10 protein-coding genes are annotated in these 12,947 nt (G+C 64.5%); all 10 read left to right on the top strand.

The features are described from left to right. The first annotated feature begins 1 nt into the window (after position 1). A complete protein-coding gene (locus E8Q41_RS21085; RefSeq protein ID WP_137157531.1) occupies positions 2-1,801 on the top strand; it encodes an adenine deaminase C-terminal domain-containing protein in 1,800 nt (599 codons plus the stop codon). Positions 1,802-1,805: 4 nt separating this feature from the next. Continuing rightward, the gene (locus tag E8Q41_RS21080) at positions 1,806-2,738 is read left to right on the top strand and encodes a LysR family transcriptional regulator (RefSeq protein ID WP_137157530.1); all 933 of its coding nucleotides are present in this window, start codon (positions 1,806-1,808) and stop codon (positions 2,736-2,738) included. A 93-nt stretch (positions 2,739-2,831) separates the two neighbouring features. Continuing rightward, complete coding sequence (locus tag E8Q41_RS21075) at positions 2,832-3,332, top strand: thiamine pyrophosphate-binding protein (protein ID WP_137157529.1); 501 nt, start codon at positions 2,832-2,834, stop codon at positions 3,330-3,332. After that, positions 3,329-3,937, top strand: a complete 609-nt coding sequence (locus E8Q41_RS21070; RefSeq protein ID WP_137157528.1) for a thiamine pyrophosphate-dependent enzyme — start codon at positions 3,329-3,331, stop codon at positions 3,935-3,937. The genes E8Q41_RS21075 and E8Q41_RS21070 overlap by 4 nt, the downstream gene beginning before the upstream one ends. An 8-nt stretch (positions 3,938-3,945) precedes the next feature. Further along, positions 3,946-5,505, top strand: a complete 1,560-nt coding sequence (locus E8Q41_RS21065) for a GMC family oxidoreductase N-terminal domain-containing protein (protein ID WP_137157527.1) — start codon at positions 3,946-3,948, stop codon at positions 5,503-5,505. 40 nt (positions 5,506-5,545) lie between these two features. Continuing rightward, entirely contained in the window at positions 5,546-6,931 is a 1,386-nt protein-coding gene (locus E8Q41_RS21060) for an amidohydrolase (RefSeq protein WP_170976565.1), read from the top strand. Between the two features lie 3 nt (positions 6,932-6,934). Next, on the top strand, positions 6,935-7,804 hold the full coding sequence (locus tag E8Q41_RS21055) for an aromatic ring-hydroxylating dioxygenase subunit alpha (protein WP_137157526.1): 870 nt from the start codon (positions 6,935-6,937) through the stop codon (positions 7,802-7,804). Continuing rightward, complete coding sequence (locus E8Q41_RS21050; protein WP_137157525.1) at positions 7,804-10,941, top strand: molybdopterin cofactor-binding domain-containing protein; 3,138 nt, start codon at positions 7,804-7,806, stop codon at positions 10,939-10,941. The genes E8Q41_RS21055 and E8Q41_RS21050 overlap by 1 nt, the downstream gene beginning before the upstream one ends. Further along, positions 10,938-11,426 carry a (2Fe-2S)-binding protein gene (locus tag E8Q41_RS21045; protein ID WP_137157524.1) on the top strand — a complete coding sequence of 163 codons (489 nt, stop codon included), beginning with the start codon at positions 10,938-10,940 and terminating at the stop codon, positions 11,424-11,426. The genes E8Q41_RS21050 and E8Q41_RS21045 overlap by 4 nt, the downstream gene beginning before the upstream one ends. Continuing rightward, positions 11,423-12,937, top strand: coding sequence for an aldehyde dehydrogenase family protein (locus tag E8Q41_RS21040; protein ID WP_137157523.1), 1,515 nt, complete (start codon positions 11,423-11,425; stop codon positions 12,935-12,937). The genes E8Q41_RS21045 and E8Q41_RS21040 overlap by 4 nt, the downstream gene beginning before the upstream one ends. Positions 12,938-12,947: the final 10 nt, after the last annotated feature.

The raw sequence follows: 12,947 nt of genomic DNA, 5'->3' as shown, positions 1-12,947 counted from the left end.
CATGACGTCCCTCACCCGTTTTTCCGTCGCCCCGCTCGCCAGCATGACCCGCAGGCTCGCCGATGTCGCCTCCGGCCGCGCCGATCCCGATCTCGTCATCTCCGATGCGCGCGTGTTGTCGACCTATTCCGAACGCATCCTGCCAGCCCGGGAAGTCTGGATCGCAGGCGGCCGCATCGCCGCCGTCAAGCCTGCCGGAACCCACAAGGGCGGCGCGAAACGCTATGACGCCAAGGGCGGCATCATCGCGCCCGGCCTCGTCGACCCGCATATCCATATCGAAAGCTCGATGGTGACGGCCTGCGCCTATGCGGAGGCCGCACTCCTCAACGGCACCACGACGATTTTCTGCGACAGCCACGAGATCGGCAATGTCATGGATGTCGCGGGCGTCGAGGCGATGCTGGAAGATGCGCGCCATGCGCCGCTGTCCATCTTCCTCACCGTGCCCTCGACCGTGCCGGCGACCTCGCCGGAACTCGAAACCGCCGGCGGCGACCTGACGCCCGACAAGATCGCGGCGCTGTTCGACAAATGGCCCGAAGCCGTGGCCCTCGGCGAAAAGATGGATTTCGTGCCGGTGACCATGGGCGACGAGCGCAGCCACGCGATCCTGGCGGCGGCGCTATCGCGCGGCAAGCCGGTCTGCGGCCATGTCTATGGCAGAGAGTTTGTCGCGGCCTACGCCGCTTCAGGCGTCACCGACACCCATGAAGCCATCGACCGCGATATCGCCGACGACATGCTGGAGGCCGGCATCTGGCTTTTCCTGCGCGGCGGCCCGCCGACCACGCCCTGGCATTCGCTGCCGGACGCCATCCGCACGATCACCGAACTAGGCTCTTCGCACAAACGCGTGGCCGTTTGCACCGACGACCGCGACGCCGACGACCTCCTGGCCTTTGGCATGGACTGGGTGGTGCGTGAAGCGGTGAAAGCCGGCATGACCAAGGAACAGGCCTGGTCGATGGGCTCGCTGCACGGCGCGACCCGCTTCGGCAAGGAAGGCGAAATTGGCGGCATGGGCGGCAGCCGACGCGCCGATCTCGTGCTGCTCGACGACGATCTCAAGCCCGTCAGCACCTGGTATGGCGGCGAACTCGTCGTCGACCAGAAGAAAATCACCCCGATCCTGGACGAAGCGCTGTCCGACCTCTGGCGCTATCCCGAGGCCGCCTATCATACTGTGAAGCTGCCGAAGGAACTGAAGCTCACGCCCGACCTGCCGACGACGCCGGTGATCGCGCATACGATCCGCACCGAACTGCCCGGCATCATACTTGGTCACGAGCAGATCAAGCTGGAGCCCGCCAACGACTGGCAGACGCAGTTCGACCGCCACGGCCTGTGCTTCGTCACCGTGATCGAGCGCCATGGCAAATCTCCGGGCAATGTCGCCCATGGCCTGCTGTCGAATTTTGCGCTGAAGAGCGGCGCGGTCGCCTCTTCGGTCGGCCATGACAGCCACAACATCATCATCGCCGGCACGAACGAGGCGGATATGCAGGTGGCGCTCCGCGCCATCGAGGCCCATCAGGGCGGCGTCTGCGTGGTGCAGGACGGCGAGGTGACCGCCATGGTGCCGCTGCCCATCGCCGGGCTCCTGTCCGACAAGCGTGTGCATGTGGTGGCCGAAGAGGTGCAGAAGCTCAAAATCGAATGGGAAAAGGCTGGTTGCACCATCCCCTATATGGGCTTCAACCTGATCCCGCTGTCGGTGATCCCGGAAATCCGCATCACCGACAAGGGCAATGTGCTGGTGCCTGAGATGCGCATCCAGCCGCTGTTCGAGCCGGCCTGATGCCATGGACCCTTTCCGGCTCGGGCTCGTCGCCACCCGCATCCACTATTTCCAGCTGGTGGCGCGGCTGGGCTCGATCCGGCAGGCGGCGCTCGCGCTCAATGTCGCGCCGTCCTCGATCAGCCGCGTGCTGAAACAGCTCGAGGACGAACTGGGCACGCCGCTGTTCGAACGCGTCCGGCAAAGGCTGAAACTCACCAGCGCCGGCGAATTGATGCTCTATCACGCCCGCGCCAGTCTCGGCGAGCTCAACCGCGCGTGCAACGAGATCAACGAGTTGCATGGACTGCATCGCGGCTCTCTGTCGGTGGCGGTGGTGGAAAGCGTCGCCCGCGGCCTGATGCCGGGGGCGCTGCAGCAGTTCTGGGGACGGCATCCCGACATCACCGTCGAGATCAAGGTGATGGGTTCGCAACAGGCGGCGACGGCGGTGGCGGAGGGCGATTGCGATCTCGCCGTGGTCTTCGACATCAGGCCGCCCCGCGCCATGCGGCGCATCACCCAGGCGCTGTTGCCGCTCGGCGTCCTCGCGCTTCCCGGCAGCGAGATGGCGGCGAGAGACGAACTCAAGCTGTTCGACCTCGCCAACCAGCGGGTCATTCTGTCGGACGCGTCGCTGACGCTCGGCGCCTCGGTGGAAGAAGCTTTCAATAGGTCGCTCATCGACCTCTCGCGCCGCGCCCGCACCAATTCCATCGGGCTGATGGTGGATCTCGCCAAGCGCGATCTCGGCGCGGTGCTGCAAACGCGGGTCGGCGTCGAACAGGAACTGGCCGACGGCACGCTGCATTTTGTGCCGCTCAAGGACAGTCGCTTGCCGCCGCGCAAGCTGATGCTGTTGTCGCGATCGGAAAAGGAAATATCCGACGCAGCCTCCGCCTTCGGCAAGTTGCTGGCGGAAGCCATCGATCGGCTCGCCGCCCCGGGCATGGCCTGAGATGTTGCGCAGGATGCAACAACAGCAACAAATTTTCCCGTCTATTCGGAACATCTCGACTTTGCTTTTCTCTCCTGGAACGGAGAGACCATCATGAAGCCATCAGCCGTCGACGCGGTGTTGCGCGGGCTCAAGAAAGCGGGCGTGTCCATCGTCTGCTACCTGCCCGATTCCCTTTTCAAGCCGCTCTATCCGGCGCTCGACGCCGATCCTGACATCCGCACCATCCGCGTGACCAATGAGGGCGAGGGCGCTGCGATCTGCGGCGGCGTGTTCCTGTCCGGCAAGCGCGCGGCGCTGGTGATGGAGAATTCCGGTCTGCGCGCCTCGGTCGAGCCGCTCGCCCGCATGGGCCTCGGCGCTGGTATCCCGGTGGTGATGCTGATGAGCTATCGCGGCGAACTCGGCGAAAACAATTGGTGGGCTATCCCGCACGGCATAACCATGGAGCCGGTGCTGAATGCGTTGCGCATTCCCTACCGGATCGTGCGCGAAGAGGAGCAGATCGAGCAGTCGATCGTCGATGCCTACAACTGGTCCTACAACGCCTATTACCATTCGGCCATCGCGCTCGGCGGGGAGATCGTGCGATGAAACGCTACGACTGCATGAAGCTGCTCGCCGCCAGACTTAAGGACGAACTCGTCATCCTCTCGCTCGGCGCATCCGTGGACGAATGGTACAACGCCGCCCCGCATATGCGCGAGGCGAGCCTGTTCCAGCAACAACTCGGCTGCGTCACGCCGCAGGCTTTCGGTCTGGCCGCCGGCCTTCCGCATCGCCGCATCGTCTCGCTCGACACCGATGGCGGCATGATGTTCAATCTCGGCATCCTCGCCACGCTCGGCAATGAGCAGCCGAAAAACCTGTTCGTGGTGGTCTGGGACAACGAGTGCTACCAGTCGATCGGCGGCCCGCCGACGCATACAGCTTTCGGTCGGGTGGACATCGCCGCAATCGCCCGCGGTGCCGGCGTCGAAAACGCCTTCACTGCCCGGACGCTCGAAGAGTTCGAAACCCATTGCGAGGCCGGATTGAAGGCGGACGTCCCCTATATCGTCGTCGCGAAAGTGGCGGGCACGATGCAGCCCGACATCAAGCGCAAGCATTCCGACGGTCGTGAGGACAAATACATTTTCGTCCGCCATGTCGAGGCGACCGAAGGAATCGTCATCATGGGCCCGAGCGAGCACAATTGAGACAGATGATGCCGAGCCGCGTCCCCAATCGCCCGCTCCTCAAAGCCTATGACTACATCGTCGTCGGCTCGGGCTCGGGCGGCGCGACGGTGGCGCGGCGTTTGATCGATGGCTCGGATGCAACGGTGCTGCTGATCGAGGCGGGCTCTCCGGAGTTCGACGCGCCGGAGATTACCGATCCCACCCGATGGGTGCCGCTCGGCCGCAGCCGGCATGACTGGCTTTACGACTACGCTCCGACCGAGCGCGTCGCCGGTCGCACCATCGGCATTCCGCGCGGCAAGGTGCTCGGCGGTTCTTCTTCCACCAACGCCATGATGTGGTATCGCGGCCACCGCGCCGATTACGACGCCTGGGGGGCCGCGGGATGCGACGGCTGGAGCTTCGCCGACTGTCTGCCCTATTTCAAACGCGCGGAAGACTGGGAAGGCGGCGAGACGAAGTTTCGCGGTGCCGGCGGACCGCTCAGGATCGAGACCAGCAAGGCGCTGCATCCCGTTGCGCAAGCGTTGATCGACGGGGCTGGTGAGCTCGGCATTCCCAAAATCGCCGATCCTAATTCCGAGATCAATGAAGGCGCGGCACCCTCGAACTTCAACATTTCCGGCGGCAAGCGCTGGAGTTCCAGCACGGGCTATCTCGCGCCCATATTCGACAATCCGCGCCTCACGATCCTGTGCAACTCACAGGCTGTCGGCCTGATGATCGAGAACGGCGCGATCGTCGGCGTCCGCCATCTCGTGGAGAGGCAGCCCATCGAGACGCGCGCGACCACCCAGGTCGTGCTGGCGGCAGGCGCTGTCGATACGCCGCGTCTGCTGATGCTCTCAGGCATCGGCGATCCCGAGGAATTGGCATCCCTCGGCATAAAGTTCCGCCATGCGCTGCCCGGCGTCGGCAAGAATCTGCAGGACCATCCATTGGTGCAGGCGGTGGTCTGTCGATCGAAACAGCCGATGGGACCCGCGCTCGACAATGGCGGCGGCTCAATGATCAACTGGAAATCCCGTTCCGGCCTTGCCCAGTCCGATATCCACGCCTTTCCCGTCCAGGGCAATTCGGCCGAGCCGCGCATCCGCGAGCTTTACGATCTCTCCGGCGACGTCTTCTCGATCGGCGCGGGGCTGATGCATTCCAAAAGCATTGGCCATGTGAAAATGCTGTCATCCGACCCGTTCGGGCCGCTCGACATCCAGCCGAACTATCTGGCCGAACCTTCCGATCTCGATGCGCTCATCGTGGCGGTGGAGACGATGATGGATCTCGCCGAAACCCGCGCCTTCTCGGATCTGTTTGCCGGATTTGCCGCGCCGTCCCGGCGGCTGTCCAAGCCTGAGATGATCGATTTCATCCGCCAGGGATGCTCCACCTTCTTCCATCCGGTCGGGACGGCGAAGATGGGCAATGACGAAATGGCCGTGGTCGACGCGCATCTGAGGCTGCGCGGCCTCGATGGCCTGACGATCGCCGATGCGTCGGTCATTCCGATCATACCGACCTGTAACACCCATGCTCCCGTCACGATGATCGGCGAACGCGCCGCCGATTTTCTGTTAGGAGCGGCCTGAATATTGCATCGTGTCTCCATGAGGGAGACCAGGAGAGAACATGGCGAAGACGGCAATGATCCTTGCGGGCGAGAGCCTGCTGACCATGGATGACGATAACACCGTGATCGCCGAAGGCGCGGTCGCGATCGATGACGGCCGCATCCTCGCGGTTGGACCGCTCGACGAGATCACGGCTGCCTATCCGGATTTTCCGGTCAAGATGATGACCAACGCCGTGTTGATGCCCGGCCTCATCAACGCCCATGCCCATTCCGGCTTTCTGCGCGGCACGGCGGAACATCTGCCGGTCTGGGATTGGCTGACCATCCACATCAACCCCATGCACCGCATGCTGCAGCCGCATGAGGCGGAAACCGCAAGCTGGCTCTGCTACGCCGAATCCGCGCTGGCGGGCACGACGACGGTGGTCGACATGTGGCGCTATATGGACGGCAGCGCCAGGGCCGCCGAAGCCATCGGCACGCGGCTGGTGGCCGTCCCCTATGTCGGCGAACATTCGGATTACAACTATTTCGACACGCTCGACATGAACGAGGCGTTGATCGAGACCTGGCACCGCAAGGCCGGCGGTCGCGTCAATGTCTGGGTCGGCCTCGAACATTTGTTCTACGCCGACGAGGCGGGCCAGAAGCGGGCGATCGAACTCGCCAAGAAACACAAGACCGGCTTTCACACCCATTGCTCGGAAGCCGAGATCGAGGTGGCGGAATTCATGACCCGCTATGGCAAGCGGCCGATGTTCGCGCTCGAGGAGCTCGGCTTCTTCGAGACGCCGCTGACCATGATCGCCCACGCCGTGTGGCTCAACGCCCATGAGATCGAACTGATCTCGAAATACAATGTCTCGGTCGCCCACAATCCGGTCTCCAACATGAAACTGGCGTCCGGCATCGCGCCGATCGCCGACATGATCGCCCATGGCGTCGCCGTCGGCATCGGCACCGATGGCGAAAAGGAAAACAACAATTTCGATATGTTCGAGGAGATGAAGACCGCTTCGCTGCTCGGCAAGCTCAGGGATCGCGACGCCGCCGCCATGGACAGCTGGCAATGCCTGCGCATGGGCACGATCCTCGGCGCCAAGGCCATCGGCCTCGATCACGAGATAGGCTCGATCGAAGTGGGCAAGCGCGCCGACATCATCGCGGTAAAATCCAACACGCCGCGCATGACGCCGTTCTTCCCCGAAGGCCCCTATTTCAACCTGCACCATAATCTCGTCCATGCCGTACGCGGCGGCGATGTCGTACTGACCATGGTCAATGGCGACATCATCGTCGAAGACGGCGCGCTGAAGACGGCCGATATCAGTGAGATCATCAATGAGATCCATCGCTTCGCCCCCGAACACTTCGCCCGTCGCGCCGAATGGCTGGCGGCCAATGGCGGCGGGACCAAGCAGTGGACCGACGGAACGGAGTAAGCCATGGCCAAGACGACCGATCAGGTGGCGCTGGATGATTGGTACGCCATCGCGACCGCGAGCGAGGTGACCGAGGCGCCGCAGACGACCAAGCTCCTCGGCCAATCGCTGGTCTACGCGCTCGACGCTCAGGGCGCGCCTGAGGTGCGCGAGATGCTGGATGACGGCGCGCTCGGCCCGCCCTTGCCGACCCGCATCCGCTATGGCTGCTTTTTCACCACGCTCGGCGCCCCGAAGAAGGATATCGTCCATATCGAGGAAGCCGAGGAGAGCGATCGCCGCTTCGTGCCGTGCGGTTGGGTGACGATGCGCGCGTCCGGCCTGCGCGTGGTCGAGAATTTCCTCGACATGGCGCATTTCCCCTTCGTGCATACCGATATCCTCGGCTCGGAGCCGCATACGGAAGTGCCGAATTATCTCAGCGAAATCCGTCGCGACGTCGACGAGGTCTGGGCGACCAATTGCACCTTCTTCCAGCCGCGCATCGCCGCGACCGAAGAACAGGGCGATTTCGTTCGGCTGACCTATCGCGTGCCCTCGCCTTTCGTGGTGATGCTCTACCGCGTCTGTCCGACCTCGCCGAACCGGCTCGACGCCATCGCGCTGTTCATCCAGCCAATGGAGGATGGGCTCTGCCGCGCGCAGCCAGTGATGTATCTGGTCGACAGCCTCTCGACCCATAAGGCGCTTCTCAATTTCGAACAGGTGATCTTTTTGCAGGACCGGATCATCGTCGAAAACCAGCGGCCGCTGCTGCTGCCGCTCGAACCACGCGCCGAGATCCCCACCCGCGCCGACAGCTCTTCCATCGCCTATCGCCGCTGGCTTAAGGAGAAAGGCTTGCGCTACGGCACCACGGCGGGGGGTCATTGATGCAGATTTGGCGCGCCCGCTCCATCGACGACGTGTTCTCGCTGATCCGCACCGGCGGCGGGAGATTGAAACCCGTCGCGGGCGCGACGACGACGCAACTCGATTGGGCCAAAGGCGCGCCGAAGCCGGAGGGGTTAATCGATCTTTCGGGGCTATCGGCTCTGCGAGGCGTTTCATTCAACCCGGATCTGGCCTCGATCGGCGCAGTGACGACGCTCGCGGAGCTCGCCGGAAACACCAGGCTTTCGGAGACCTCGCCTCTTCTCGCCGCCGCGCTCCGCACCGTCGCCGGCCCATCGATCCGCAACATGGCGACGATCGGCGGTAATATCGCCAATCGCAACGGCTGCCTGCTGCCCGCGCTTCTGGCTGTTGAGGCCAATCTCGTCCTCGCCACGCCCGGCGGTCAGTTCGTGATGCCGCTGCAAGGATGGTTGGCTGGGTCGCCGCAGGCGCTGGAACTGATTGTCGCCATCGAACTGCCGCTGCGCCCCTCGCAACGCTGGACATGGCGCAAGATCGGCCTGCGCGCCGCCTTTACGCCGAGCGTCGTCAATGTCGCGGGCATCCTCGCGATGGACGGCGGCAAGATCGCCGGAGCGCGCCTCGCGGTCGGCGGCGGAGCCACGAGGCCGCAAAGGCTGTTTGCCGTCGAAAACTTGCTAATCGGCCGCAACGACAGCGATCTGGATTGGGGCGCAATCCGCGAAGTTCTGCTCGAAACGATCGACGCGCCGGATGACGAGTTCAGGTCGGGCCGCTACCGGCGGCTGGCGGCGGCGAATGCGCTCGTTCACGGTCTCGGCGGCGTGTTGCCGACAATGGCTGATCGCGCCGCCTTCTCACCACCGACTGCTCCAGGGATCGACGGCGAAGTCGCTCTATCGCGCACCAAACAACCCGATCGCTGGCATGTCAGGCCCGACATGCGCGACAAGGTCGAAGGCAAGCTTCCTTACCTCACAGACCGGCGCGAGGAGGATATGCTGGTCGGCCGCATCCTCCGCGCCGGCGTCCCCCATGCCCGCATCCTCTCCATCGACACCAGTCTTGCCGAGGCGCTGCCCGGCGTCGTCGCGGTCGTGACTCATCGTGATATCCAGGGCGACAACGCGTTCGGCATCGTCGTGCAGGATCAGCCGGCGCTCTGCGCGGACAAGGTCCGCTATGTCGGCGATGCGGTGGCTGCCGTGGCGGCTGTCGATGCCGAGACGGCGGAGAAGGCGCTGTCGCTGATCCGGGTCGACTATGAGGCGCTGCCGGTGATGGCCAGCCCGGAACAGGCGCTGCAGCCGGACGCGCCGCGCGTTCACGAGACCGGCAATCTGCAGCGTGACATCACCTTCTCACGCGGCGACGCGGCCTCAGCCTTCGCCACGGCGGCCCATGTCGTCGAGGACGTCTATGTGACGCCCCGCCAGATGCACGGCTTCATGGAGACCGAAGGCGGCTATGCGCAAATCGAGGAGGATGGATCGCTGCTCGTCGCCGTCGGCGGCCAGCATGGCGGCCGCGACCGGATGCAATTGTCGCGCATTCTCGCCCTGCCGGAAGAAAAGATCCGCGTCATCACCAGCCCGACCGGCGGCGCATTCGGCGGCAAGGATGAACTGACCGTCCAGCCGGCGCTCGCGCTTCTGGCGCTGAAGAGCGGTCGCCCGGTCCGACTGCAGCTCAGCCGGGCCGAATCCGTGCTCGCCGGCCAGAAGCGCAATCCGATGAACATCCGAATGCGCACCGCCTGCGACGCCGAGGGACAGCTGGTGGCGCAGGAGGTCGACGTGCTCTCGGACGCCGGCGCCTATGCCTCGCTCGGGCCCGGCGTTCTCGAAACCGCGCTGGAGCATGCCGCGGGTCCCTATGTGGTCGCCCATGTCTCCACGCGCGGTCGGCTCGCCTACACCAACAACGGCGTCTGCGGCGCGTTTCGCGGCTTCGGCGCCAATCAGATGACCTATGCCATCGAATGCCAGATGGACCGTCTTGCGGCGCTCGCCGGCCTCGACCCGATCGAGATCCGTGCCCGCAATCTTCGTGCGCCGGGAACGCCGGGCTATCTCGGCCAGGAGGTCGCGCCCTCCGAGCGCATCCACGAGATGCTCGCCGCAGCCAAGGCTTCGCCGATCTGGCGGATGCCCTCGGGCGTCCAGTTGGATGGCGAATGGGTCATCGGCGCCGGAATGGCTTTGAATTATCAGGGCAACGGCCTGGGTTCCGTGGTGCCTGATCCCGCTGGCGGCCGGATCTCGCTCGCCGAGGACGGGATGATCGAGGGCGCCTATGGTCTGGATGAAATGGGGCAGGGTCTGCTGGCCGCCATCAAATCCGTGCTAGCCGACGAGCTCGGTTGCGGCCGCGACGATGTCAGGCCCGTCACCGGCGACACCTCGCTCGCGCCGGAATCCGGCTCCACCACCGCCTCGCGTGGTTCCGCCGTCGTATGGCTGGCGGCGCGCAGGGCCGCTCCGGAATTTTCTCTGAAGATGCGGACAGCGGCAGGCGCCTGTCTCGGACGCGATCCCGAAAGTTTGGCGCTCGCTCCTGGCGGCGTCACGCTGCGCGGCGCCAATCGCGGCGATCTGCTTCTGACCTATCGGCAACTCGCCGAACGCTTGGCGCCGAATGAGCGCCCCAGCGTCACGATCGCCTTCGAATTCCCGAAGAACAGCTATTCCGCCGGCAATGCCCGTTACATCTTCGCCTTTGGCGCGGCTTTGGCGCGGGTGGCCGTGAGCCGCGTGACGGGAGAGATCCGCATTCTCGATCTACACCAGCACACCGCCGCTGGGCCTGTGATCGACGTCGCGGCCTATCTCGGCCAGCTGGAAGGCGGCGCGGTGCAGGGCCTGGGCTTTACGCTGACGGAGGACGCGACCATGCGCGACGGTCGCTATCTCACCGGCAATCTCGACAGTTACATGCTGCCTTGCATTCAGGACGCGCCCGCCGCCATGCAGATTTTCGCGCTCGAAAGCCTCGACGACGGCGACGAATTGGGGCCGCGCGGCCCCGGCGAACTCGGCATCGGCGCGATCACGCCAGCCATCGCCAACGCCATGGCCGTGATTTCCGGCGTCTGGCCCACCGTGACGCCCTTCTCTCCCGAGGCGATCCTCGCCGCTCTGGAGGCTGCATGAACATTACTTTCATATTGAACGGCGAAAGCGTCTCTCTGTACTGTCCGCCTGATCTTTCGCTCGCCACGCTGTTGCGCGATCATTTGGGCATGATGGGAACCAAGATCGCCTGCGGGCTCGGCCGTTGCGGCGCCTGTCTGGCGCTCATCGACGGCAAGGCGGTCAATTCATGCCTGACCATGGCCTGGCGGGTCGACGGCGCCGACATCGTCACGGTCGAAGGCCTCGATGCCCTGCCGGAAGGACGCATTCTGCGCGAGGCGCTGATTGCGGAAAACGCCTTTCAATGCGGCTATTGCGCGCCGGGCTTTTCCATCGCGCTGCTCGCGCTTTTCAAAGAGAACCCTGTCGCCGACGAGGCGGCCATTCGCGCCGGGCTCAAAGGCAATCTCTGTCGTTGCACCGGCTATCATTCCATTCTGCGCGGCGCTCTGTCGGCCGCCGCCATGCTGCGCGCGGAGCGCGCCACCGGAGACCTCGCATGACCTTCACGCTCACCGTCCACGAACCCGCAAGCGAAGGCGCGCGGGCGTTTCTCGCCGCGCCAGAAAAACAGCTTCTGATCGACGGCGTCTGGCGCAAGGCGGAGGGGGGCGAAACCTTTCCGAGTCACGATCCCGCCACCGGTCAGCATCTTGCGGATCTCGCCCGCGCAACGGTAGCGGATGTCGATGAAGCCGTGGCGGCAGCCCGCCGAGCGTTGATCAGTCCCTCCTGGAAAGGCATGACGCCCTCGGCGCGGGGCAAACTTCTGTGGCGGATCGCCGATCTCATCGAGGCGCATGTCGACGAACTGGCCGAGCTTGAAACGCTCGATCAGGGCAAGAGCTTCAAGACCGGCCGCTTTGGCGAGATCCCGGCCTCGGCGGAACAGTTCCGCTACTATGCCGGCTTCGCGACAAAGATCCTCGGGCAGACGATCCCGACCTCGATCGCCTATCAGCCCCAGGGCAAACAGATCTTCGCCTACACCACCCGCGAGCCGGTGGGCGTCGTCGCCGCCATCACGCCCTGGAACTCTCCCATGCTGATGGCCGCCATGAAGCTTGCGCCGGCGCTCGCCGCAGGCTGCACGGTGGTGCTGAAACCGGCGGAGGAGACGTCGCTGACGGCGATCCGCCTCGGCGAATTGATGATCGAGGCAGGTCTGCCGGCCGGCGTCGTCAACATCGTCACCGGCTTCGGCGAGGATGTCGGCGCAGCGTTGACCGCGCACGCCGATGTCGACAAGGTCGCCTTCACCGGCTCGACCGAGGTCGGCAAGCTCATCGTCCGCGCCGCCCAGGGAAATCTCAAAAAGCTGACTCTTGAGCTCGGCGGTAAATCCCCTGCCATCATCCTCTCCGACGCCGATATGGCCCTCGCTATTCCCGGCGTCGCCAGGGGCATTTTCGCCAATTCCGGCCAGGTCTGCGTTGCCGGTTCCCGAATCTATGTGCATCGCTCCGTCTATGACGAGGTCGTTGAAAAGCTGGCGGCGACGGCGGGTGGAATGACGCTCGGCCATGGCCTCGATCCCAAGGTCGATCTCGGACCGCTGGTCAACCGCAAGCAGGCCGATCGCGTCGCGGCCTTCATCGATGAGGGCAAGTCCGACGGCGCCGAGATCGCCGTGGGCGGACGGCAGGAAGGCGAGACCGGCGCATTCTATCTGCCGACGGTCGTAACCTCGGTGCGGCCCGACATGCGTATGATGAGGGAGGAGATTTTCGGCCCCGTGGCGGCCGTAACGCCGTTCGACGAGGTCGAAGAAGCCCTCGCCTTCGCCAATGACAGTCCCTATGGCCTGGCCGGCAGCGTCTGGACGCAGGATCTTTCGAGCGCCCATCGTGTCGCGGCGGCGGTGAAGGCCGGCACGATCTGGATCAACTGCCATTCTTATTTCTCGCCGGAACTGCCCAAGGGCGGCCACAAGCAATCCGGCTGGGGCTATGAAAACGGCGGACAGGGGCTCGAAAACTATCTGGAGACAAAGACGGTCTGCGCCGTGATCTGAGATCGGCAGC

The organism is Rhizobium sp. FKL33 (assembly GCF_005222915.1).
Taxonomy (GTDB): Bacteria; Pseudomonadota; Alphaproteobacteria; order Rhizobiales; family Rhizobiaceae; genus Rhizobium_E.
This window is presented reverse-complemented; position numbering and strand designations above follow the sequence as displayed.

Bases quoted from the DNA above. Each gene is read 5' to 3' on its own strand.
- E8Q41_RS21040 (WP_137157523.1), top strand. From the start codon at position 11,423: ATGACCTTCACGCTCACCGTCCACGAACCCGCAAGCGAAGGCGCGCGG.
- E8Q41_RS21055 (WP_137157526.1), top strand. From the start codon at position 6,935: ATGGCCAAGACGACCGATCAGGTGGCGCTGGATGATTGGTACGCCATC.
- E8Q41_RS21050 (WP_137157525.1), top strand. From the start codon at position 7,804: ATGCAGATTTGGCGCGCCCGCTCCATCGACGACGTGTTCTCGCTGATC.
- E8Q41_RS21065 (WP_137157527.1), top strand. From the start codon at position 3,946: ATGCCGAGCCGCGTCCCCAATCGCCCGCTCCTCAAAGCCTATGACTAC.
- E8Q41_RS21085 (WP_137157531.1), top strand. From the start codon at position 2: ATGACGTCCCTCACCCGTTTTTCCGTCGCCCCGCTCGCCAGCATGACC.
- E8Q41_RS21075 (WP_137157529.1), top strand. From the start codon at position 2,832: ATGAAGCCATCAGCCGTCGACGCGGTGTTGCGCGGGCTCAAGAAAGCG.
- E8Q41_RS21070 (WP_137157528.1), top strand. From the start codon at position 3,329: ATGAAACGCTACGACTGCATGAAGCTGCTCGCCGCCAGACTTAAGGAC.
- E8Q41_RS21060 (WP_170976565.1), top strand. From the start codon at position 5,546: ATGGCGAAGACGGCAATGATCCTTGCGGGCGAGAGCCTGCTGACCATG.
- E8Q41_RS21080 (WP_137157530.1), top strand. From the start codon at position 1,806: ATGGACCCTTTCCGGCTCGGGCTCGTCGCCACCCGCATCCACTATTTC.
- E8Q41_RS21045 (WP_137157524.1), top strand. From the start codon at position 10,938: ATGAACATTACTTTCATATTGAACGGCGAAAGCGTCTCTCTGTACTGT.